Annotated in this window: 18 protein-coding genes; 12 read left to right on the forward strand and 6 right to left on the reverse strand. The window is 45.8% G+C overall.

Annotation, left to right across the window (positions count from 1 at the left end; all coding sequences use genetic code 11):
• The first annotated feature begins 31 nt into the window (after positions 1–31).
• The 8 genes from WBJ53_RS24370 (at position 32) to pfkA (ending at position 11,011) form a co-directional block, all read left to right on the forward strand.
• Positions 32–1,537 carry a lipopolysaccharide biosynthesis protein gene (locus WBJ53_RS24370; RefSeq protein ID WP_338871048.1) on the forward strand — a complete coding sequence of 502 codons (1,506 nt, stop codon included), beginning with the start codon at positions 32–34 and terminating at the stop codon, positions 1,535–1,537.
• Between the two features lie 109 nt (positions 1,538–1,646).
• A complete protein-coding gene (locus WBJ53_RS24375; RefSeq protein ID WP_338871050.1) occupies positions 1,647–2,453 on the forward strand; it encodes an FkbM family methyltransferase in 807 nt (268 codons plus the stop codon).
• A 150-nt stretch (positions 2,454–2,603) separates the two neighbouring features.
• The gene (locus tag WBJ53_RS24380) at positions 2,604–4,007 is read left to right on the forward strand and encodes a 3' terminal RNA ribose 2'-O-methyltransferase Hen1 (RefSeq protein ID WP_338871052.1); all 1,404 of its coding nucleotides are present in this window, start codon (positions 2,604–2,606) and stop codon (positions 4,005–4,007) included.
• Positions 3,997–6,573 carry a polynucleotide kinase-phosphatase gene (locus tag WBJ53_RS24385; protein WP_338871054.1) on the forward strand — a complete coding sequence of 859 codons (2,577 nt, stop codon included), beginning with the start codon at positions 3,997–3,999 and terminating at the stop codon, positions 6,571–6,573. Before WBJ53_RS24380 ends, WBJ53_RS24385 begins: the two co-directional genes overlap by 11 nt.
• 210 nt (positions 6,574–6,783) lie before the next feature.
• On the forward strand, positions 6,784–7,740 hold the full coding sequence (locus WBJ53_RS24390) for a hypothetical protein (RefSeq protein ID WP_338871056.1): 957 nt from the start codon (positions 6,784–6,786) through the stop codon (positions 7,738–7,740).
• Entirely contained in the window at positions 7,737–9,032 is a 1,296-nt protein-coding gene (locus WBJ53_RS24395) for a glycosyltransferase family 4 protein (RefSeq protein ID WP_338871058.1), read from the forward strand. Before WBJ53_RS24390 ends, WBJ53_RS24395 begins: the two co-directional genes overlap by 4 nt.
• A 55-nt stretch (positions 9,033–9,087) precedes the next feature.
• Positions 9,088–9,849 carry a glycosyltransferase family 2 protein gene (locus tag WBJ53_RS24400; RefSeq protein ID WP_338871060.1) on the forward strand — a complete coding sequence of 254 codons (762 nt, stop codon included), beginning with the start codon at positions 9,088–9,090 and terminating at the stop codon, positions 9,847–9,849.
• Between the two features lie 187 nt (positions 9,850–10,036).
• Positions 10,037–11,011 carry a 6-phosphofructokinase gene (pfkA, locus tag WBJ53_RS24405; protein ID WP_338871062.1) on the forward strand — a complete coding sequence of 325 codons (975 nt, stop codon included), beginning with the start codon at positions 10,037–10,039 and terminating at the stop codon, positions 11,009–11,011.
• A gap of 84 nt (positions 11,012–11,095) precedes the next feature.
• Here the strand turns inward: pfkA and WBJ53_RS24410 are convergent, their stop codons facing one another.
• Complete coding sequence (locus WBJ53_RS24410; RefSeq protein ID WP_338871064.1) at positions 11,096–11,875, reverse strand: YdcF family protein; 780 nt, start codon at positions 11,873–11,875, stop codon at positions 11,096–11,098.
• Between the two features lie 100 nt (positions 11,876–11,975).
• Between WBJ53_RS24410 and WBJ53_RS24415 the strand changes: the two genes are divergently transcribed.
• Entirely contained in the window at positions 11,976–13,445 is a 1,470-nt protein-coding gene (locus tag WBJ53_RS24415) for a thioredoxin-like domain-containing protein (RefSeq protein WP_338871066.1), read from the forward strand.
• A 48-nt stretch (positions 13,446–13,493) separates the two neighbouring features.
• Here the strand turns inward: WBJ53_RS24415 and WBJ53_RS24420 are convergent, their stop codons facing one another.
• Together WBJ53_RS24420 and WBJ53_RS24425 are read right to left on the reverse strand one after the other, a co-directional pair.
• Positions 13,494–14,405: a DUF58 domain-containing protein gene (locus WBJ53_RS24420; RefSeq protein WP_338871068.1), complete on the reverse strand. Its 912-nt coding sequence runs from the start codon at positions 14,403–14,405 to the stop codon at positions 13,494–13,496.
• 181 nt (positions 14,406–14,586) lie between these two features.
• Complete coding sequence (locus WBJ53_RS24425; RefSeq protein WP_338871070.1) at positions 14,587–15,027, reverse strand: septal ring lytic transglycosylase RlpA family protein; 441 nt, start codon at positions 15,025–15,027, stop codon at positions 14,587–14,589.
• Positions 15,028–15,300: 273 nt separating this feature from the next.
• Between WBJ53_RS24425 and WBJ53_RS24430 the strand changes: the two genes are divergently transcribed.
• Together WBJ53_RS24430 and ychF are read left to right on the forward strand one after the other, a co-directional pair.
• Positions 15,301–15,621 (forward strand): DUF3276 family protein, encoded by a 321-nt coding sequence (locus WBJ53_RS24430; RefSeq protein ID WP_338871072.1) that lies wholly within the window; start codon positions 15,301–15,303, stop codon positions 15,619–15,621.
• 234 nt (positions 15,622–15,855) lie between these two features.
• Positions 15,856–16,956 (forward strand): redox-regulated ATPase YchF, encoded by a 1,101-nt coding sequence (gene ychF, locus WBJ53_RS24435; RefSeq protein WP_338871074.1) that lies wholly within the window; start codon positions 15,856–15,858, stop codon positions 16,954–16,956.
• Positions 16,957–17,080: 124 nt separating this feature from the next.
• On the opposite strand, the gene WBJ53_RS24440 is transcribed toward ychF, so the two are convergent.
• Complete coding sequence (locus WBJ53_RS24440) at positions 17,081–18,379, reverse strand: DUF5103 domain-containing protein (RefSeq protein WP_338871076.1); 1,299 nt, start codon at positions 18,377–18,379, stop codon at positions 17,081–17,083.
• A 130-nt stretch (positions 18,380–18,509) separates the two neighbouring features.
• On the opposite strand from WBJ53_RS24440, the gene WBJ53_RS24445 reads away from it, so the two are divergent.
• On the forward strand, positions 18,510–19,457 hold the full coding sequence (locus WBJ53_RS24445) for a bestrophin family ion channel (RefSeq protein WP_338871078.1): 948 nt from the start codon (positions 18,510–18,512) through the stop codon (positions 19,455–19,457).
• Positions 19,458–19,487: 30 nt separating this feature from the next.
• Here WBJ53_RS24445 and WBJ53_RS24450 read toward each other — a convergent pair whose 3' ends face one another.
• Both WBJ53_RS24450 and WBJ53_RS24455 read right to left on the reverse strand, forming a co-directional pair.
• Positions 19,488–20,546 (reverse strand): PA0069 family radical SAM protein, encoded by a 1,059-nt coding sequence (locus WBJ53_RS24450; RefSeq protein WP_338871080.1) that lies wholly within the window; start codon positions 20,544–20,546, stop codon positions 19,488–19,490.
• A 124-nt stretch (positions 20,547–20,670) separates the two neighbouring features.
• Positions 20,671–22,623 carry an ABC-F family ATP-binding cassette domain-containing protein gene (locus tag WBJ53_RS24455; RefSeq protein WP_338871083.1) on the reverse strand — a complete coding sequence of 651 codons (1,953 nt, stop codon included), beginning with the start codon at positions 22,621–22,623 and terminating at the stop codon, positions 20,671–20,673.
• Between the last annotated feature and the right edge of the window lie 50 nt (positions 22,624–22,673).

Consider the following 22,673-nt stretch of genomic DNA (forward strand, 5'->3'; position numbering starts at 1 on the left):
CTCTTTCATTCGCTCTTTCACTTTTAAAAAAATGGGTATCATCAAACGGCAAACCATTCAGAGTTCGATCTACACCTATGCGGGTGTGGCCGTTGGCTTTTTCACACAGGGTATATTTTTGCCAAATCTGCTCAGTACAGCGCAGTATGGTCTGCTCAGCTTATTGATTTCGCTATCGCTCGTGATGGCTCAGTTCTCGAACCTGGGAATCAATGGGGCCGGTGGTCGTTATTTCCCCTATTTCAGAAACGCCGAACGGCAGCATAATGGTTACCTCCTATTGGCAAGCCTGACTACCCTCCTTGGCTTTGGGCTATGCGTTTTAGGCCTGTGGTTAGCCCGCCCCTGGATTGTCGAGAACAATCAGAGTCAGTCGCCCTTATTCGTTGAATACTATTACTTACTGATTCCGCTAACGCTATTTACGGTCTATTTTACCGTTTTTGATAATTACGCCCGACTTCTTTACGATCCTGTTACGGGTACGCTGCTACAGCAATTTGCTCAGCGGGTGCTGGTTTTGCTGGCTGGCGTAGCTTACTGGCTGGGTTGGGTCACGTTTCCGCAGTTTATGGTTTTGTGGCTACTGGCTTTCTTCCTGCAAATGATTCTGATGATTGGTAGCGTGGTTCGCGACAAAGCCCTGTTTTTAAGCCGTCGATTTCTGACAATGGAACCCGAACTGCGTCGAAATCTGACACGCTACGCTGCTCTCACCCTGACAACCGCCCTATCGACGCAGATTATCATGGCTATCGATAAGATCATGATTAACAACACAAAAGAACTAGGTCTGAGCGCAACGGGTGTTTACAGCATTGCAGCCAATTTTGCTACGGTTATTGCCGTTCCGGCTACGGCGCTCTATAAAGTGTCGGGCGCACTCATTGCCGAATCATGGAAAACGAATGATCTGGCTACTATTGAGTCGATCTATCGTAAAAGCTGTCTGAATCAGCTTATTGCCGGTTGTTTTGTGTTTGTTGGGGTTGCCGCCAACTTGCCTAACGTTTTCCGTTTTTTGCCAGCGGGCTACGAAGCAGGTTACTATGTGATTCTGTGGCTCGGTCTCGGCAAACTGATCGACATGGCAACGGGCGTGAATGGTATTATTCTTAACACATCACGCTACTACATCTATGACTCACTGTTTTTTGTAGTGCTCACCTTTATTACTATTGCGGCCAATAAATACCTTATTCCCAAATTTGGGATTAATGGAGCGGCCATTGGCGCTGCACTGGCCACATTCCTGTTTAATTTTGTCCGTACGCTCTTCGTTGGGTTTGCTTTTCGGATGCAGCCATTTACGTGGCGAAATCTGGCAGCAATTGGGTTAGGTTTTGCTGTCTGGTGGCTAGCCGTACAGATTCCTTATCCGGCGACCAATGCCCCAAAATGGCAGGCAGTGGTCGATTTAGGCTGGCGTTCGGCCTTAATCACCGTTTTATTCGGGAGTTCAGTAATTGTCCTGCGCCTTTCGCCCGAAGTGAGCCAAACCATAAACGACTTGCGTAAGCGGTATCTTGGTTTATAGTTTAGAGTCTATCGTTTATGGTTGCGCTACCTTAGAAAGGCATGTGCTACTAAGCGGAGTAACTATAAACGGTAAACCCTAAACGATAAACTTTAAACTCTCCCCCTCTATGTGGGTTTTTCGCTTTTTATTTACTGAAACAGTCCGGTTGCTTCGCTCAGCAGAAGGGCGCCGGTTAGTATGGCTGGCATTTCTGTATGGCGATCGGCCGCGCAATCAGCCGGTCGATGTCAAGTTTGGTCGCTATACGTTTCGGGTGCCCGATGCACTGTCGTTTGTGTGGCAGTTTCGGGAGATTTTTGTTGATGAATTCTATCATTTCTCAACAAAAAGCGCACAACCCGTCATTTTTGACTGTGGCACCAACGTCGGTACTAGCATCGCCTACTTCCACCAGACGTATCCGAACGCCCGGATTGTAGCGTTCGAAGCCGATGAACACATTAGTGCGATTCTGCAAAATAATCTGAAACAGAATCAGATTTCGAACGTAGAAGTGATCACCAAGGCAGTCTGGACTAACCAGGAAGGCATCTGGTTTGGCAGCGACCAGTCCGACTCTGCTTCCATATTTTCGGAAACCGACCGCAAGCTGGTTCCCTCGATCCGGCTCCGCGACTATCTGCTTCGCGAGCCTCGAATCGATATGCTCAAGATGGATATTGAAGGGGCAGAAACGGCCGTACTCACCGACTGCCGCGATGCGCTGGCGCACGTTCAGACGATGTTTGTTGAGTTCCATGCCTACCTTAACCATCCACAAACGCTGGCCGAAGTGGTTCAGGTGCTCGAAGAAAGTGGTTTTCGATACTACATCAACACCAGCCAATACCGCCATGCTCCTTTAATTAACCATCGCTATCGGGGAAATGACAGCATGGATTTGCAATTGAATATCTTTGCGTATAGAAACTAGGTTTACGGTTTACGGTAGGCTGGCCGCTAGGGCGGACTGAGCCCAAAAGTGCATATTTAACTCCATTGGGTTGCTCCTATATAAGGATGACCACTTTGCGGCTAGAAAAGCTTAAGTTTTACACCGTACGGTAACGATAATAATCAGAAAATGATTTTAAGTATTTCAACCACCCATAAACCAGCAACTGACTTAGGTTACTTGCTTCATAAACACCCTGACAAATTTCAGACTTTGGAATTATCTGTGGGGAAAGCTCATGTGTTCTATCCCGAAAAAAGTGAAGAAATAACAACAGTGAGCCTTCTACTTGACATTGACCCAATAGATATGGTCAGAGGAGCAAGAAATTTAGGCGGAGACGGTTTTTCCCTCGGACATTATGTAAATGACAGACCTTATGTGGCTTCATCATTTATGAGTGTTGCGTTATCAAAAGCCTTTTCATCAGCAATGAACGGAAAATGCAAAGACAAGCCCGAATTAGTGGACGTTAAATTACCATTTGAAGTTATTATATCTGTAATTCCTGCTCCTAAAGGTGGTGAAATGTTAATTCGGAATTTCTTTGAACCACTTGGCTATAAAGTTGAATTGATAAGACATCAATTAGACACTAAATTCCCTGAATGGGGGGATAGTAAGTATTATACATTAAAATTAAACCATACAATTACTACAAAAGAGTTATTATCTCACCTTTACGTCCTAATCCCAACTTTAGATAATGACAAACATTACTTTGTAAGTGAAAATGAAATTGAAAAGCTTTTACAGAAAGGTGAAGGCTGGCTAAAAGAGCATCCAGCAAAAGAGCAAATTATAAGACGTTATTTAATAAACTTGAATTCACTCTCAAGACAAGCATTTGAAAGATTAAGTGAGGGCGAGGTAATTGAAGACTTGAATGATGAATTAATTGAAAAATCTGAAACTCAAAAGAGCAAGGAAACTCTACATGATAAAAGAATAAAACTTGTTGCAGAAAAAATCATAGAATCGGGAGCAGAAAGAGTTTTAGATTTAGGGTGTGGAGAGGGGAAATTAATTAAGCAACTAATAAAACAAAAGCAATTTTCCGAAATTGCAGGTATGGATGTTTCTTACAACGAATTAGTCAAAGCCAAAGAACGATTGCACTATCATGAAATGCCTCCGAAGCAAAAAGAAAGAATTAATCTATTCCAGGGCTCATTGACATACAAAGACAAACGATTGGAAGGATTTGATGCCGCAGCAGTCGTTGAGGTAATTGAGCACCTGGACTTGAACAGATTGAGTGCATTTGAAAGAGTATTATTTGAGTTCGCAAAGCCTAAAACAATTGTATTAACCACGCCAAATAAAGAGTTCAATGTAATGTGGGATAAATTGGATGCAGGAGAAATGCGGCACGACGACCACCGTTTTGAATGGACGAGGCATGAATTCAGCGAATGGTCAGAGAAAATTGGAAAGAAATATAATTATAAAGTAGAAATTTTTCCTATAGGAGACGACGTAAAAAATATTGGTGCTCCTTCACAAATGGCAATATTTACTTATGGAAATTAAAGTACCTGAGTTATCGCTTGTTGTTTTAATTGGCGTTTCGGGTTCGGGGAAGAGCACCTTCGCTAAAAAACATTTTAAACGAACAGAAATTTTATCTTCTGACGAATGCCGTGCATTAGTCTCTGACGACGAGAATAATCAGTTTGCCACTAATGATGCCTTTGATGTTTTGTATTACATAGCAAGTAAACGCTTAAAAAATGGTTTACTGACCGTAATTGATGCTACAAATGTTCAAAAAGAATCACGAAAAGGGCTTATTGAACTGAGCAAATCTTATCATTGTCTACCCGTCGCTATAGTTATAGACTTACCTGAAAAAGTTTGTGAAGAAAGAAATCGAAACAGGCCCGACAGAAATTTTGGGGGATACGTAATCCGTCAGCAACATCAGCAATTGAAAAAATCCATTCGTGGGCTCAAGGAAGAAGGTTTCAGGCAAATATATATTCTGAAATCACTTGAAGAAGTTGATTCAGTCCTTGAAATTAAACGAGAAAAACTTTACAACGACAAAAAAGATGAAACAGGTCCATTCGACATTATTGGTGATGTTCATGGATGTTTTGATGAATTACAAGAACTCCTTTTCGCATTAGGTTATGGCATAAATCGAGTCGATGAAACGGAAACGAACTTTGGTTTTAATGTTACTGCTCCCGAAAACAGAAAAGCAATTTTCCTGGGTGATTTAGTTGACCGTGGTCCTGATTCTCCCAAAGTTTTACGAATGGTTATGAGCATGGTAAACTCCGAGGTTGCTTATTGTGTTCCGGGAAATCATGATTTGAAATTGCAGAAATACTTAAATGGAAAACAGGTTCAATTAAAACATGGATTAGAAGTTACGGTTAAACAACTTGAAGTCGAAACGACTCAATTCAAATCTATAGTTGAAAAGTTTCTTTATAGTTTAATCAGTCATTATGTATTTGACAATGGTAAACTCGTCGTTGCTCATGCCGGTCTTAAAGAAGATATGCAAGGCCGGGGTTCAGGGGCCGTTCGTTCATTTTGCATGTATGGTGAAACAACAGGGGAAATAGACGAATTCGGTTTGCCGGTAAGATACAATTGGGCGAAAGAATATCGTGGAAAAGCGAAAGTAATTTATGGGCATACGCCAGTTCCTGATGCCGAATGGTTAAATAGGACTATTGATATTGATACTGGTTGTGTGTTCGGAGGAAAATTGACTGCTTTGCGTTATCCAGAAGAAGAAATCGTTTCAGTAAAAGCCAAAAAAGTTTACTGCGAACCCGTAAGACCTATCAATGTTAATGAAAATCAGAACAAACTTAGTTCCCAGCAGGAGTATGACGATTTATTGAATATTGAAGATGTAACGGGCAAACGTATAGTACAAACGAGGCTGCGAAATAATATAACCATTCGTGAAGAAAACTCCATTGCTGCATTGGAAGTAATGAGCCGATTCGCTATCAATCCGAAATGGCTGATTTATCTTCCACCGACAATGTCGCCTTGTGCAACAAGTGATATTCCAGAATATTTAGAGCATCCTGCTCAAGCTCTGAATTACTACAAAAAAGCAGGCATCAAAACAGTAGTTTGTGAAGAAAAGCATATGGGTTCAAGAGCAGTATTGATAGTCTGTAAAAATGAAGATGCTGCTATTAATCGATTTGGTATTCAAAATGAAGGAATAGGTATTTGTTATACACGAACCGGAAGAAATTTTTTCAATGATCCTGAAATTGAAAAAGAATTTATTGATCGCGTAAATCAATGCTTAACTAAAACAAACTTTTGGGAAAAATTCAATACGGAATGGGTCTGTTTAGATACTGAATTAATGCCTTGGTCAGCTAAAGCACAAGCATTACTTAGAGATCAGTATGCTGCGGTCGGCGCAGCCGCTGGCGGTGCTTTGCCCGTAGTTATCAAGGCTTTAGAGCTAGCTATCGACAGAGGCATACAAGACGCTTTGCCATCGCTGCAAAAATTTGCAACAAAAAATAAAACCGTTTCAAAATATATAAGAGCATACCAGAACTATTGCTGGTCAGTTAATTCTATTGACGATTACAAATTAGCTCCATTTCATATCTTAGCAACAGAAGGCCATGTTCATGTTGACAAAACCCACGAATGGCACATGGAAAACATTTCCGAAATCTGCAAAGGAGACACCGGGCTATTTATGGCAACATCTTATAAAATTGTTAATTTGAACGACCAGGTTAGCTTTGATGAAGCCGTAAACTGGTGGATGGAATTGACTGGAAGGGGTGGAGAAGGAATGGTCGTCAAACCTTATGACTTCATTTCGACAGGTACGGAAGGGCTTTTGCAACCTGCTGTAAAATGCAGAGGCAGTGAGTATTTGCGAATTATTTACGGACCAGAATACGACTTACCTGAAAATATTGCAAGACTAAAGAATCGTGGACTTTCGCGAAAACAATCTTTAGCAATCAGAGAATTTGCATTAGGTATTGAAGGTTTGGAAAGATTTGTAAAAAAGGAGCCATTACGGCGAATACATGAGAGTGTTTTTGGAGTACTAGCCTTAGAAAGCGAAGATGTTGATCCACGTCTATAAATTCACTTCTTCGCAGCTATGCACACTGGCAAGGCGCTCTACCATACTAACGAAAACAGCTAACGGGTATGTCAACCGATCCAATCGAATTCTAACAGGCAAGCATTGGTTATAACAAGGTGTTGCCAAATACTCAGAACGTTCGGCATTTGACGTTTATTCTGCAAAGCCAACATCAAACTACATAGGTCAGACACCTACTTCTTTTTCATGATCGATAAAATTCTTTCCCGTCCTGAGTTTCAGTCCGAACCACCCGTTTTGGTGGATATTGGTGCATCGGGTCAGCTACATACACGCTGGAAAGCGTTTGCCAAATACTCGGTGTGTGTGGCATTCGACGCCGACGACCGCGATTTTGGGTATGTTGAAAGCGAATCGGGGCATTTCAGAAAACTATACACGTTCAACCATATTGTTACCGATTCGGATACCGAAACTGCCGATTTCTATTTAACCGAATCGCCACACTGTTCGAGTCTGCTGCGCCCCCGGCCCGATCTGGTTCAGGAATATGCGTTTGCGCCTTTATTCAAACCAACCAAAGTTGTTCAGCTAAAAACACGCAGTTTACGCTCAACACTCGATAACCTCGGCATCAAACAGGTCGATTGGTTCAAAACCGACTCGCAGGGTACCGATCTGCGGTTGTTCCGCAATCTGGGCGACGAGCGAAGCAAACACGTTATCACGGCCGAATTTGAACCCGGTATTGCATCGGTCTACGATGGCGAAGACAAGCTCTTTAGCGTACTGAAGTTTATGGACGAAACAGGTAGTCACTGGCTAGCCGAGTTGATTCCAAAAGGATCGCCCCGTATTACACCCACCCTGCTAGACAGTTTTACGACTCAGCCGCTTCTGAAAAAGTTTGTGCTGTTTTCTCAAAAAAACAGCGCGCTATGGGGCGAAATGACCTACCTCAGCCAGTTTGCCGACGAAGCGATGTTAACTCAACGGAATCTGCTACTGGGCTGGGTATTTGCCACAACGCTGAAACAGCACGGTTTTGCGCTGATTCTGACCCAGAAAGCCAAAGCACGCTTCAACGATCCAATTTTTGGGGAGATGGAACAATACTCCCGCCGACGGATTTGGGGCCGGATATTGGAAATTGGTTTCTGGCCCGAAGTTGTCAAAAAGTTAAACAAATTAATCGGCCGGTGAGAGTTACCCACCTGAGCACCTATCATCTATACGGCGGTGCGGCTATTGCAGCCGGTCGTCTTAATCAGGCACTGTCGAAAGTCGGATGGGCATACGGTGGCGTCGAAAGTACCATGCTCGTCGGCACCGCAAATCGTCAGGAAAAGCATCGTCCGGCACCGGGCGTTGTCTATCTGGCCAATAATTTTCTGGCCGAACAAACGGCGTTTGGCCGATTTGTTGCCGAGCGGTTGTACTTTTTGCCCTATGAACGCGACCCTTCGGTGCGGTTTCAGTTTTCGCCAGCGGCTTTCGGGGCCAATCTGGATTTTCACCCGGCTATTCAGCAAGCCGATATTTTGCACCTTCATTGGATAAATCTTGGCTTTTTATCGCTGAATAGCCTGCGAAAGCTGTTCAGTCTGGGCAAACCGATTGTCTGGACGCAGCACGATCAATGGGCTTTTACGGGGGGGTGCCATTATTCACGCGGCTGCGATCATTTTCTGACTCATTGTCGACAATGCCCCTATCTGAAAAAACCGGGTGAACGTGATCTGTCGTATCAGGTTTTTGAGCGTAAAAAGGCTGTTTTCAGCGATGCAAATCTCCATTTCATATCGCCTAGCCGCTGGCTGGCCGATCAGAGTATCCGAAGCGCCTTGCTACGACCTTTTTCGTCGGCCATTATTCCGAACACAATCGACACGGCAATCTTTTGTCCCGTCGATCGCTCGGAGGCTAACGCTCACCTTGAGATTCCAGATACAACCCAACCCCGCATTTTGTTTGGCAGTGCCAACGTAACCGATTCGCGGAAGGGCTTCCGGTATTTTGTCGAAGCCTTACAACAGTTCCATCAACAACATCCGACTCTCAAACCCGAGATTCTGGTCTTTGGCAAAGGACGCTCGTATCTGTTTAATGAACTACCCTACCCCATTCGTCATTTGGGCGTTCTGACAACCGACGATGCGATTGTGGCCGCTTATAATGCCGCCGATGCAATGGTTGTACCGTCGCTGGAAGACAATCTGCCCAATACCATTGTCGAAGCGTTGTCTTGTGGTACGCCCGTGGTTGGCTTTCGAACGGGCGGCATTCCCGAAATGATCGACCATGAACAGAATGGCTATCTGGCCACTGCTGGCTCGGCCCAAGAGCTTGCCAATGGACTGACGTTTGTACTTACGCATTCGAATCCAGACCAGTTACGAATTTCGGCCCGACAGTTGACCGAAGCACGTTATTCCGAAGAAGTTATAGCCCAAAAACATATTGAATTGTATCAAAGAATGATGAATGATAAATGATAAAAGCACTGGTACTGCATTCATCATTTATCATTCATCATTTATCATTCAAACCATGCCCACTGTTTCGATCATTACGATAACGTACAATGCCGAACGTTTTCTGGAACGTACGATCAAAAGTATTGTTACACAGCAGGCTACAGACTATGAATACATTGTTGTTGATGGTGCATCGACTGATGGGACGCTGGCCATCATTAAGCGCTATGAGAAGCATATAACGCACTGGATTTCGGAAGCCGACAGCGGTCTTTACGATGCCATGAACAAGGGGTTGCACCGGGCCACGGGCGACTATGTCTGGTTTATGAATGCTGGCGACGAACTGTTTGACTCCAATACCCTGCCTGATCTCCTCCAGAAAATCGACGCAAGCCATGCCGATGTCTACTACAGCGATGCGTTGTTCGTACGCGACAACGGTCCCGACCGACCTGCCACACCGCTGGGCTTACGGAGTCAGGTAACCCCCCACACCCTACCGCATACGCTTACCTGGCAGGATATGAAACTTGGCATGAAAGTATGCCATCAGGCCTTTGTAGCCAGGCGGGCCATTGCACCCGACTACCCGACCAATAACCTGAGTGCCGATCTCGACTGGGAAATTCGGTGTCTGAAAGCCGCACAAAACATAGAGTTCGTACCGTTTGTGCTGTGCAAATACTTAATGGGAGGCTTATCGGTTCAGCAACATCGCCGTTCGCTGATCGATCGGTTCAACATACTTGGCAAACACTTTGGCATGTTACCCACATTACTAAATCACGGACAAATTGTATGGAGAGCACTGAAAAGAGTTCAGAAACAGTAACTTTTGTCTGGTGCACGAATCGGTCTGTAGCGCCTTTGTTGGGCCGCTTTTATGAAATTTACATGAAACAAAGGGGATAATTGCCAGAATGATGCCTTTAGATTGTGAAATGCGGATAAATTTGCAGGGTTTTTGAGCGAACAACCCAACTTCTTGTCCTTTTCCTGTTAAAAAATAGACCTGATCTATGAAAAGAATTGCTGTTTTTACCTCGGGTGGTGATGCACCGGGTATGAACGCCTGCATCCGGGCCGTTGTTCGGGGGGCTGTCTATCACGGACTCGAAGTGTTTGGTATCCGCCGGGGATACAGCGGGATGATAAATGGCGATATCTTTCAGATGTCCTCCTACTCGGTGAGCAATATTGTTCAGCGTGGAGGAACTATTCTGAAGTCGGCCCGTAGTAAAGAATTTATGACGCCCGAAGGCCGCGCCAAAGCGTTCGAGCAATTGCAGAAGTTTGGTATCGAAGGATTGGTTGCTATTGGTGGTAATGGTACGTTTACGGGTGCCACCATCTTCCATGACGAATACGGTATTCCGACCGTTGGTGCACCCGGCACAATCGATAACGACCTCTACGGTACCGATCATACCATTGGTTTTGATACGGCTGTTAACACGGCTCTCGAAGCAATCGACAAAATTCGTGATACTGCCGACTCGCACGACCGTATTTTCCTGATTGAAGTAATGGGTCGCGATTCAGGCTACATCGCCATTCAGTCGGGCATTGCGGGAGGGGCCGAGCTAGTGATGGTTCCCGAAGTGCTAACGCCCATTTCGGAAGTTGTTGAAACCCTTAAATCGGGCTGGAGCCGTCAGAAATCGTCGTCCATTGTTGTCATTGCGGAAGGCGAAGAAGCCGGTATTGCTACTGAAATTGCGGCCAAAATTCGTCAGCAGGTCGAATCTAATATCGACATGCGGGTTACAACGCTGGGCCATATTCAGCGGGGTGGTATTCCAACTGCCTACGATCGGATTCTGGCTAGTCGACTGGGACTTGGCGCATTGGAAGGCCTAATGAATGGCGAGAAAAACGTAATGGCTGGTATTGTCAACAACGAACTGGTATACACGCCCTTCCGCGACACAATCCGCTTGCCTAAGCCAATCAATGAAGATTTGCTCCGAATGGTGAAGATTCTGAGCGTGTAGACTACTAGACCTGGACATTGGACATTGGATGCTGAATATTGGTATCTAATGTCTAATATCCACAATCTAACCTCCACTCATTGTTTAGAGATAGCCAACGATTTTATACATGATGTAGCCAACCAACTCCTTCATTAAATAGTAGGATCTGGCAAGGCTATCTTCATTCGGGAATAGCCATTCGGTAGGCATAAACGATCGACGGCTACTAACAAACGCACCGGGAAACGGAAGAACAGAAACGCCTTCTTTCTGAAAACAGGCAACGGCCCGACGCATGTGTGAGGCCGATGTTACCAGAATATACTGGCTGGCAGGAAAATACCTGTGGAGCATAGCCGCCGAAAAAACTGCGTTTTCGTGAGTATTTCGGGATTTATTTTCGAGTACGATATCGTTCGGCCGAACCCCCGCCATTATTAAAAATTTTGCGGCCATGTGTCCTTCATCGTTGACGCTTTTTCTCTGGAAAGGTAAATCGCCAGCGCCACCACTAATCAGTATTTTCTGAACCGCTCCTCGTTTGTATAAATAAAGTGCCTGGCCCGCCCGGTCGGCTTCGCGGCTTAGCAAAACCCGATCATCTGGGGTTTCTTTCATCCCATTAATAATACCTCCTGTAAGCACCACCGCCACTTTTTTTGTCGAATCGGTCGGAATTTGCGTTGGCGGATACTCCCACCATAATTCCAGCTCGTTGACCAGAAATGAGTTGCCAAACACATACAATAAGGCAAGAGTCACACCAACCAGTCGTTGTCGGAGAACGGCGTTTTTTGTAAAAAAAGCCAGCAGTAAACCGGCAAAAAGCCAGCAAGCTGGCGTTAGCAAATAATAAAGTGTTTTAGAAAAGAAATAAAACATAGACTAGAGTAAGCGTGGCAGGCGTTTTGTAGAAGATAAATCTTACACGAAATGATGTAAATTTGTCTCTATTCCGCTGCGAAGATACACATCCGCCTGTATGAAAAACCTGTTTCTCACCGTCCTGTCTGGCTTATTTCTGACAACCAGCTCACTGGCCCAATCATCTACATCATCCAATCAACCCGAAGGCTTTAAAATAACGGGGCAAATCAAAGGGGTTAACGATACGACCTGCGTATTGGCGCACTATTTTGGGGCAACTCAATATATTCCTAAAGACACGGCTCGTGTTGATGCCAATGGAAACATGGTTTTTGAAGGAAAAAAAAGTCTGCCCGAGGGTTTGTATATGGTCGTTGCCCCAAAAAACCGTTACATCCAGTTTTTGATGACCAGCGACCAGGACTTCTCGTTCCAGACCGATACAACAAACGTCATCAAGAGTATGAAAGTGACAGGATCGAAAGAGAACGAGCTTTTCTACGCCTACCAGCAAGGGCTTGCCAATTTCTACGATGAATCGAAAGCCCTTGACACCGAGCGAAAATTACGAAACGATGCTACAACAGCCGCCATGGTCAATCAGAAAATGAGCGACTTGCAAAAAAGAGCGCAGGCCTTTCGCGATCAGTTTTTTAAGGAAAACAACGGCACATTTGCGGCAAAACTCATCAAAGCTTCGGCCGAACCCGATGTGCCACCAGCCCCTAAAGCCGCCAACGGCCGTCCCGATTCGTCCTGGGTTTTTAATTACTTTAAAAGCCACTTCTGGGACGATTACGACTTTTCGGACGAGCGGTTTGTGCGCACGCCAATTCTGCAAACAAAGCTGGACCGGTACATTAAAGAGCTAACGGTACAAAACGCCGACTCCCTGATCAAATCTGCCGATTTTGTGGTTGGCAAAGCCCAGGCGGGTAAAAGCAAAGAGACATTGTCGTATGCTGTCTGGTATATTACGAGCCAGTACGAACGGCCTAAAGTGATGGGAACCGACGGCCTGTTTGTGCATATGTTCGAAAAATACTATGCTACCGGCATCATGCCGGTTACCGACTCGTCTACCATTAAAAACATTGGCGAACGGGTAAAAACGCTGAAGCCCCTATTGGTTGGGAAAACACTGCCAGCTCCTGCCGTAAGCGACACTCTGCGCCGACCTATTACCTTTCAGAACCTCAAGGCCGATTACACCGTTTTCTTTTTCTATGACCCTCATTGTGGCCATTGCCGGGAAAGTGCACCAAAAATTCAAAAGTTTGCCGATACGTATAAAGGAAAAGGTGCCGATGTAGTAGCTATCGCTATTGACCAGAGTCCCGAAGAATGGAAGAAGTTCATTAAGGAATTTAAGCTCGGCAATGTGATCAACGGTTACGATTATACCTACCGGACCGACTATCGGCATCAGTACGATGTCTGGACAACACCCACGGTATATGTTGTCGATAAAAACAAGAAAATCCTGGCCCGCAATCTCCCCGTCGATCAGATCGAAGATTTCATGCTTTTCCATAAACGCCAGCAGGCATCCCAAAAGCCCGCAACGGCGAGTGTGAAAAAATAATTGTTGAATGGTGAATGATTGAATTGAAGATTATATTCAACAATTCAATCATTTCATTTTCGTTCGTTTCACCAGATAAGAAGTCAGGATCTGGTCGAAGCCCTGGGCGATGTCGGCCTCTATGAAATCAATTTTATACTGACCGCAACGCATTTTCAGATCCTGAAAATAAGACTTTACGGCTTCCTGATACGACTCCCGAATCTGCCCTGGTTGTAGTTTCACACTTTCGCCGGTTTCGAGGTCGATAAACTCATAAGGCCGCTCGTCAAACGCAAACTCTTCTTCTGTTTTTTTATCGGTAACATGAAACAGTAATACTTCATGCAGATTATGCCGAAGGTGTTGCAGCGCCGAGAACAACGCATCTGATTTATCGGCATTTTCAAACATATCGCTGAAAATAACAACCAGAGAGCGCTTATTAATTTTTTCGGCAACCTGGTGAATCACATCAGCCGCCGACGTTTTGCGCAATGGTTTTGGCTGCTGCATTAACTGATCGAGTTGCGTAAACAGCTTATGCACATGGGATGGTGTCGATTTAACCGGCGTCTGAATATCAATAGAATCGGCAAATGTTGTCAGGCTAACAGCATCTTTCTGGCGTTGTAACATATAGGCCAGACAGGCAGCCGCCATCACACTGAATGTTATTTTCCCATAGCTTGATTCGGGATAATACATCGACGACGACGTATCGATCAGCAAATGGCAACGAAGGTTCGTTTCTTCCTCATACCGTTTGACAAATAGCTTTTCGGTTTTTCCGTACACCTTCCAGTCGATGTGGCGGGTGGTTTCGCCGGTATTATAGAGCCGATGCTCGGCAAACTCAACCGAAAAACCGTGAAACGGCGATTTATGCAAACCAGTAATAAATCCTTCTACCAACTGGCGAGCCAGAAACTCAACGTTTCCAAATGAGCGAATCTGACCAAGATTAAGCGTTTGTTTCATAATGAAGCCGGGGCTACAGGTTTATCGGTATGGAGTTAACGACAAAATGAATAGCCAGCGTGCCTACAAACTACAAATCAAATATCGGATAACAAAAAAGAACCGTTCAACGCCGGCGTCAGGAATTGCACGGTTAAGCGTTGAACGGTTCAGCAGCAGTATACGGCAGTAGCCGTATGAATTACAGAGCAGGCTCCAGCAACGACTGGAAAGCCTCAGGTGTGTTAAACTGGGGTGCCGGTGAAAAAGCAGCAAGTTCGCGACCTTTCCCAACAACCCGAAGCGACACATTGGCAACTCCTTTAGAGACCATGCCAAGAGCGCGGGCGGCCGCATAGGTAAGATCTATTACACGGCCTTTTGCAAACGGTCCCCTATCGTTGATTCGTACAATTACCGAGCGTTGATTGTCTAGATTTGTGACTTCAACCAATGTGTTTAGTGGTAATGAACGGTGGGCACCTTCTAGGGCTTCTGCGCTAACGCGTTCGCCATAAGCGGTCTTACGACCATTGAACTTCTTGGAATAAAAAGACGCTTTGCCTTTCTGTATGAGGCTCGGAAGAGCCTCCGCCGGGTTTATACTGCTAAAAAACAGCATAAGGGACATGATATAACTCATACAGCTTTTGGTTACGTGAAAAAAATAAACGAAGGCAAATCAGCAATATGCTCCGATCTCCTCCGTCCCCAAAAAGTGCAATTCCTACAAAACAAAGATAAAGGAAACCTGCCTAACGGCCAAGCTTTTAGCAAAAAAACTGTGGAATGGCCTCTACAACTCTATTAACATTCGGGGTTATTTTACCCCGAAATATATTTATGGTCATAATTTTTGTAATGCCTCAATAGACCGTATCTTTAGCGTTCATGAACGTACTAAACCTCACTGATTGTGGACGAAAGAGAACGAGAGAAGATCTATTCCAAGCGGGTTCGGGCGGGTAAACGGACGTATTTTTTCGACGTCAAATCAACTCGCGGCAATGACTACTACCTTACCATTACCGAAAGCCGACGGCACCCTCAGGGCGATGGCTTTATCTATGAAAAGCATAAGCTTTTTCTGTATAAAGAAGACTTCGATAAATTCATCGAAGCGCTACAGGAAACAGTAGATCATGTCAAAACCGAACTCATGCCTGATGTCGATTTTGAGCAGTTCGCCCAACGCGATGAGCAGGACGACTTCGCCAGTGAATTAAAGTGGGAATAATGAATCTTTACGTTTATTTGATGAGCTAACTGTACCTCTCCTACCTTAATCCTTGAATTTGTCTCCTCCGATTCATCAAGCCTTAGCCCCGCGCTAAAGGCTTTTTTTGTGGTCCGCCTTTAGGGATGTATTTTTGCAGAAAACTAAAGAGTGAAAGAGCGAAAGAATGAAAGAGTGAGTACTATTGGATGGATTTTTCACTCTTTCATTCTTTCGCTCTTTCGCATTTGAACTATGGGTTTACAATGTGGTATCGTGGGTTTGCCTAATGTTGGCAAATCCACGTTGTTCAATGCAATATCGAGTGGAAAGGCCGAAGCCGCCAACTATCCATTCTGCACAATAGAACCAAACGTCGGTGTGGTAACCGTACCCGACGAACGGCTTAACGCACTCGAAAGTCTGGTTAAGCCGCAGAAGGTAGTACCAACCATTATCGAGTTTGTCGATATTGCCGGGCTGGTGAAAGGCGCTAGTCAGGGAGCAGGTCTGGGCAACAAATTCCTGGCTAATATTCGGGAGGTCGATGCTATCGTACACGTAATCCGGTGCTTCGAAGACGAGAACATCGTACACGTCGAAGGAAAGGTCAATCCGGTAGCCGACAAGGAAATTATCGACGCCGAACTCCAGCTAAAAGATCTGGAATCGGTCGACAAAAAAATTCAGCGCATTGCCAAGGCGGCCCAGGTGGGCGATGCCAAAGCCAAAGCCGAAGTACAGACACTGAAGCTCTACAAAGAAGCCCTGGAAGCAGGCAAAAGCGCCCGTACGGTACAGGTATCGCCCGAAGAACGCGACGCTGCCATCGGCGAACTCTCGTTGCTGACCGTTAAGCCCGTTATCTACGTAGCCAATGTAGACGAAGGTTCGCTGCCAAACGGCAATAGTTACTCCGACACCCTGCGCGAAGCCGTTAAAGACGAAGGAGCCGAAGTAATTATTATTAGCGCCAGCATCGAATCGCAAATCGCCGAAATGGAAGATCCCGACGAGCGCGAACTGTTCCTGAGCGAGTATGGCTTAACCGAATCGGGGCTGAGCAAACTAATCAAAGCGTCGTATAAACTGCTGGGGCTCATCACCTATTTCACTGCCGGAGTTAAAGAAGTGCGGGCCTGGACGATTCACCGGGGTTGGAAAGCACCCCAGGCCGCCGGTGTTATTCACTCCGATTTCGAGAAAAAATTCATCCGGGCGCAGGTAATGAAACTGCCCGACTTTGAACAGTTCAAAACCGAATCGGCTGTTCGCGAAGCCGGTAAGCTGGCCGTTGAAGGAAAAGAATATGTTGTGCAGGATGGCGACATTATGGAATTCCTGCACGGAGCATAAAGCTGTTCTTTAGACAAATGTGTCTGAATTAACTATTGAGCATAGTCTCACTTTTTGCAAAACGCTGCGCAAACGTAAACATGCTCCCTAAGATTTCATGAAATCCTAGGGAGCATGTTCGTAGTTACTTGCGTTTATTGACGCCCAGTCGCTGATAGGCAATCAGTTGATCGGCGCGGGCAGCCGGTGGCCGGTGATAGACAAACACTTCGTAGTCGTTTTCGGTCGATGAATAGTTTCCTTCTATGTAGCTTTCATCGACTTTGGGCGGGTCTGTAGTTGTCTGTATGGCATAATCGTAGTTATAAACGCCCTGCTTCAAAAAAATAGAGGCCCGATAGGCTTCCAGAATTGCATCGTAGGTCATTCGGTTGCGATCGTTCAGATGCCAGAAATTAAATGCGCCGTTAACATATACATCAACGCCGGGTAGCTCGGGGATTTTCAGTGTAAATACGGTTTCGATGTAATCGGCATTGGTCTGGCCGTTGCCGGTTTCGCGCTGGTCGATGACAAACATTCCGTTAAAATCATCACTCTGAATATAAGCCCCCTGGCTTCGTGGCTTGTCGACCTGCACGTAGGCTACATTATGGTCGGCATTTCGGTCGATACGGTCGATATAGTTAGCGCGGGAGAGCACCGTTCGTGTATCGAAAAACCGAAATTCATTTCCCCCTGGCATATTGTTACTCAGGTCGATTAGTCGGTATTGCAACACCTGGTCGAACGCCTGGACACTGGTAGGCTTTAGGCCGCGAAGAACCCGATCGTCGCGATAATTCTGCCGGATCACTACCTTAAAATCGTCCTGAGGAGAAATAACCTGATAGCCTTTGTAGCTGATAGACAGATCGATCTGCTGATCGGAAAACTGCCGCGACGGATCAGACGAAAACCGAATTCCGGCCGCTACCGTAATTTTGTTCTGGTAAGTACAAAACCGACGTGTGAAAGCGATATTATTCCGATTTCGTTCGTCGTAAACTACCAGCACATAATTGCCCGGTAGTTTCACACGTGGCACCGTAAACCGATAATGATAATACGGAATCTTAGTGTTGAGCGAAACCTGATAGTCGGTAATCGGATTGTCGTTGTATTCATACGTAAATTCAATATCGTTCAGTACCGATCGTTGCCAGTCGGCGTTGCAATGAACAAGTCGCGCTCGAAACGATCGATAGTTAGCCGTTAGGTCGTCAAATTCGAGCTGCAAGGGTATCTGTTCGTCGAGCGAAATAACTGGTGGATTAAGCGTTAACGACGGATCGGTCAGGCTTGTGCCAACCAGTGGATAGAGCAATATCGTCTGAAGTTTAGGGTCGTAGGCTTGATCGATGGTCTGAAGTTGCTGCGCGCTGAGCGACGTTGCCAACATCCAGGCCAACATCATAACAACCCCTTTGCAGGAAATAGTCATTCCGTTTCTTTTATGAATTAGGTATATGAACACCGTGGCAAAATGATGCACTCGCTAAAATGTCAACCGTTGCCTACTATAAAAGTTGGTATTTTTGCCAACATTACACATTACTCAACATAATTCCTCTATGGTAAATTATAATCCGAAAGAGTGGGTCCGGTTTATTATTACCTTCAACCGGGCAGACACGGTGCGAAAACTATTGCCCATTCTGCTTAGTATTGGCGTCTACTCGTTCGTGGTTGTCCATGTTATTGAGCTTCTGGATCTGAGTAATAATCCACATCTAAAAAACTTCTCGCTCATGCATACACTGCTGAGCTTTGTGATTTCGATGTTGCTGGTTTTTCGGACCAATACAGCCTACGACCGCTGGTGGGAAGGCCGCAAGCTATGGGGTGGACTCGTAAACAACACCCGAAATATGGCGCTTAAGCTGGATCAGCTATTGGATACCGATCAGCAGGCAGAAGCCCGTCAGTTTTTTAGGGCTATGATTCCCAATTTTGCATTTGCCCTGAAGAATCATCTTCGTCAGCATGCCATCGAAAAGGAATTTACCGAAAGCCCGTCGTTTCGCGTTGCCAATCTTCATCTGCACGAGCACGTACCGCAGCAGATTGCACTGGCCATTTTCGGAAAGCTCAATGAGCTACAGCGCCTGAATGTGCTGTTGCCCGAACATCTGGTCATTCTGAACCCTGAGATACAGTCGTTGATGGACACCTGCGGTGCCTGCGAACGGATAAAAAACACGCCCATTCCGTTTTCGTACAGTTCGTTTATCAAGAAATTCATTTTCACCTACTGTATGACCCTGCCACTTGGCTATGTTTCTACGCTTCATTATCTGGTAGTACCGGTGGTGGTTTTTGTGTTCTATGTACTGGCCAGTCTGGAAATCATTGCCGAAGAAATCGAAAACCCGTTTGGTATCGACGATAACGATTTGCCGCTCGATACGATCTGCAAAAACATCCATAAAACCGTTACGCAATCGTTCGACCATACGGCCATGCTCGCCCAAACTACACAGCCAGGTAGCCAGCCCAAAGGGTTTTCTTATGAAAAATGAGTGAATTGCTGACGCAGGCCGCTCTTTAAATCACTCAAAAAGGCCAATCTGTCCGCCGGGGCGAAACAGGGCCGTTGTCAGTTCGGGCAACCGACGATTGGCCAGAAATTTCTGGCAGGCAACCCGATGGAGTTGCGCAATATGTTGTGCATAGGCTCCCTCGCCCAACATACGTACTCGAGACCGGGAGTCATTGAGCTGACCACCATGACAGTCAGCAATCTGATTCAGAACACGACCGGCACGGTCGGGAAACGCTTGCCGAAGCCAGTCGGTAAATAGCGGCCCTAAAGCACCATTCAGCCTAACGACCGTATAGGCCGACCAACAGGCACCGTTTTCGGCAGCTTGTTCTACTAATTTAGGAATTTCATGATCATTCAGACCCGGAATGATCGGCGCTGTCATAACGCCTACCGGTATGCCAGCCCGATGCAGAGTTGCTACGATTCGCAGCCGCTGATTTGCCGTTACGGTGCGGGGTTCCATCAGCAACCGTAGCTTCTCATTCAGTGTCGTAATGGAGATAGCCACATTGAGTAGATTCAGTTCAGCCAGTGGTTGCAGAATATCCAGATCGCGAAGAAGCAACGCATTTTTGGTGATAATGGATACTGGATTCCGATACCGCAAACAAAGTTGAAGCATCCGGCGCGTAAGTTGATAGGTGCGTTCGGCAGGCTGATAACAGTCGGTATTTCCTGAGAAATGAATAACGACAGGTTTGTAGCTACGCGCCAGAAACTGCTTTTCGAGCAGCTCAGGGGCGTTTTTTTTGACCATGATTTTACTCTCAAAATCAAGCCCGGCCGAAAAACCCCAATACTCATGCGAAGGTCGGGCATAACAATAAATACAACCGTGCTCGCAGCCCTGATAGGGATTTATAGATGCTAAAAAACCAATATCCTGACTTTTGGGGCGGCTAATAATCTGCTTTGGGTGCTCTTCGAAAAACTGAGTCTTTATAGTTGGCTCAGGAAAATCGTCATCGAATGATGAGTTGACATCCACCGGTTCATACTGATGGTTTGCGAACGAGTTAGCTGTATTGAATTGTGCCCCCCGGCCTTTTTTCAAGTCGCCCATAATAATACAAATGAAATATAATTATATTTCATTTGTACGACAAAACAAAGAATGAAAAGTGAAAAAAATTTGCGTTAGCCTATTTTTCACTCTTCACTTTTCATTCTTCACTCTCTAAGACTGGTTAGGCCAATTTCTTTTCCCATTCTTCGGCTTCCAGCATCGCTGTTTCCCACTCGTCCTGGAACTGACTGATTTGATTCAAAATTCGTTTATATTCGTCGTTTTTGGCTTGCATCAGCTTGTCGTCGCCATACGTAGCCGGATCGGCCAGTTCAGCTTCCAGCCGTTTTTTGCGTTCTTCGAGTTGGCCAATCTTCGTTTCAGCCTCTTCGGCCTGTTGGGTAAGTTTTTTTAGTGTCCGCTGCCATTCTTTGCGCGTATCTTCGCTGGTGGGAGTGCTTCGCGCAGGAGTAGCTGGAATTGCGGGAGTCTGAGCATTACCCTGCTCTCCCTGTTTATTCCCCTGCCCTCCCTGTTTTTTTTCTTCCAACCACCACTCATATTCATCGTACGTGCCAGGATATTCCTTAATCTGCTCGTCTTCGATGTACCAGATCTTATTGGCAATTTGCGACACAAAATAACGATCGTGCGAGACTACAACGTAGGTACCTTCATATTGCTCCAGTGCCTGAATCAGAATATTCACCGACTGCATATCGAGGTGGTTGGTCGGCTCATCGAGCAGCAGGAAGTTTGCCTGCGAGAGCAGTACCTTCGCGAGCGCCACCCGCGATTTTTCGCCCCCCGATAGTACTTTGATTTTCTTAAAGACTTCGTCGTTGGAGAACAGAAAGCAACCAAGCACACCACGCAGTTCACCTTCACTTTTGGTCGGGTTAGCATGTTTCAGTTCTTCGAGCAATGTATCCTCTACATTCAGCGATTCTAATTGATGCTGTGCATAAAAGCTGAATGATACATTATGGCCCAATTGCCGACGCCCGTCATTGAGCGGTTCTGAACCCGAAATAATGCGCAACAGTGTAGATTTACCACGTCCGTTCGCCCCAATCAGCGCTACTTTATCACCTCGCTCAAGCCGAATGTCGGCATGGGTCAGGATGCGTTTCGGACCATAGTGCTTGGTTATATCTTCGAGATGGAGAATATGCCGCCCCGGCTGCGTTGAAAACTGGAACTTGAAATTCACCCGGGCCGTCTCATCAATAACCGCATCGACCAGTTCCATTCGGGCCAGTTGTTTTACACGGCTTTGGGCCTGTTTGGCTTTGGTTGCTTTTGCCTTAAAGCGTTCGATAAAGCGTTCAGTCTGCCGGATTTTGGCCTGTTGGTTTTCGTAGGCTCCCTTCTGAATTTCATTGCGCAGAGCCTTTTCTTCCAGATAGAACGAGTAGTTGCCGGGATAGTAGTTCAGCTTTGCGCCCGACACCTCAACGGTTGTGTCAATCACATTATCCAGAAATTCGCGGTCGTGTGAGACCACAATGACGGCTCCTTCATAGGTCTGGATGTATTTTTCCACCCACTGGATCGACGGTAAGTCGAGGTGGTTGGTTGGCTCATCGAGCATCAGCAGTGATGGTTTCTGAAGCAGCAGTTTGGCCAGCATTACGCGCATCCGCCAGCCGCCCGAAAACAGCCGAAGTGGCTTATTCAGATCGTCGGTGGCAAAGCCAAGTCCTTCCATAATTTCTTCGGCCCTCGACTGAACCGTATAGCCATCCAGGGCATCGAATTCCTCCTGCAATTTGCCGAGTTTATCAACCAGTTCGTCGCGGTAGTTGGTCTCCATTTCGTGGAGTACCTCGTCGATCTGTTTTTGCAATTCGTTTTGCCGGGCAAACGCCTGCATTGCCACCGACAGAATCGAATCGTCGGTCTGATACGACAATAAATCCTGATTAAGAAAACCAATTGTTACGTCGCCCGCTTTGGAGATGGTACCGCCATCGGCCTGGTATTCGCCATTAATTATGCGGAGCAGCGTGGACTTTCCGGTGCCGTTGAGGCCGATCAGACCGATTTTCTGGTTAGGCTTAATATGGAGCGAGGCATTTTCATAGAGAGCCCGGCTACCGAGATAGTACGAGAGGTTCGTAATAGAAATCATGACACAAATTTACCAAAAAGAAGCCGGATAGTTGCGTTATTAAATTCCAA

It is taken from the genome of Spirosoma sp. SC4-14 (genome assembly GCF_037201965.1).
Taxonomy (GTDB): Bacteria; Bacteroidota; Bacteroidia; order Cytophagales; family Spirosomataceae; genus Spirosoma.

Coding starts and splice junctions, on each gene's coding strand:
- WBJ53_RS24370 (WP_338871048.1), top strand. CDS start 32: ATGGGTATCATCAAACGGCAAACCATTCAGAGTTCGATCTACACCTAT.
- WBJ53_RS24375 (WP_338871050.1), top strand. CDS start 1,647: ATGTGGGTTTTTCGCTTTTTATTTACTGAAACAGTCCGGTTGCTTCGC.
- WBJ53_RS24380 (WP_338871052.1), top strand. CDS start 2,604: ATGATTTTAAGTATTTCAACCACCCATAAACCAGCAACTGACTTAGGT.
- WBJ53_RS24385 (WP_338871054.1), top strand. CDS start 3,997: ATGGAAATTAAAGTACCTGAGTTATCGCTTGTTGTTTTAATTGGCGTT.
- WBJ53_RS24390 (WP_338871056.1), top strand. CDS start 6,784: ATGATCGATAAAATTCTTTCCCGTCCTGAGTTTCAGTCCGAACCACCC.
- WBJ53_RS24400 (WP_338871060.1), top strand. CDS start 9,088: ATGCCCACTGTTTCGATCATTACGATAACGTACAATGCCGAACGTTTT.
- pfkA (WP_338871062.1), top strand. CDS start 10,037: ATGAAAAGAATTGCTGTTTTTACCTCGGGTGGTGATGCACCGGGTATG.
- WBJ53_RS24410 (WP_338871064.1), bottom strand. CDS start 11,875: ATGTTTTATTTCTTTTCTAAAACACTTTATTATTTGCTAACGCCAGCT.
- WBJ53_RS24415 (WP_338871066.1), top strand. CDS start 11,976: ATGAAAAACCTGTTTCTCACCGTCCTGTCTGGCTTATTTCTGACAACC.
- WBJ53_RS24420 (WP_338871068.1), bottom strand. CDS start 14,405: ATGAAACAAACGCTTAATCTTGGTCAGATTCGCTCATTTGGAAACGTT.
- WBJ53_RS24425 (WP_338871070.1), bottom strand. CDS start 15,027: ATGAGTTATATCATGTCCCTTATGCTGTTTTTTAGCAGTATAAACCCG.
- ychF (WP_338871074.1), top strand. CDS start 15,856: ATGGGTTTACAATGTGGTATCGTGGGTTTGCCTAATGTTGGCAAATCC.
- WBJ53_RS24440 (WP_338871076.1), bottom strand. CDS start 18,379: ATGACTATTTCCTGCAAAGGGGTTGTTATGATGTTGGCCTGGATGTTG.
- WBJ53_RS24445 (WP_338871078.1), top strand. CDS start 18,510: ATGGTAAATTATAATCCGAAAGAGTGGGTCCGGTTTATTATTACCTTC.
- WBJ53_RS24450 (WP_338871080.1), bottom strand. CDS start 20,546: ATGGGCGACTTGAAAAAAGGCCGGGGGGCACAATTCAATACAGCTAAC.
- WBJ53_RS24455 (WP_338871083.1), bottom strand. CDS start 22,623: ATGATTTCTATTACGAACCTCTCGTACTATCTCGGTAGCCGGGCTCTC.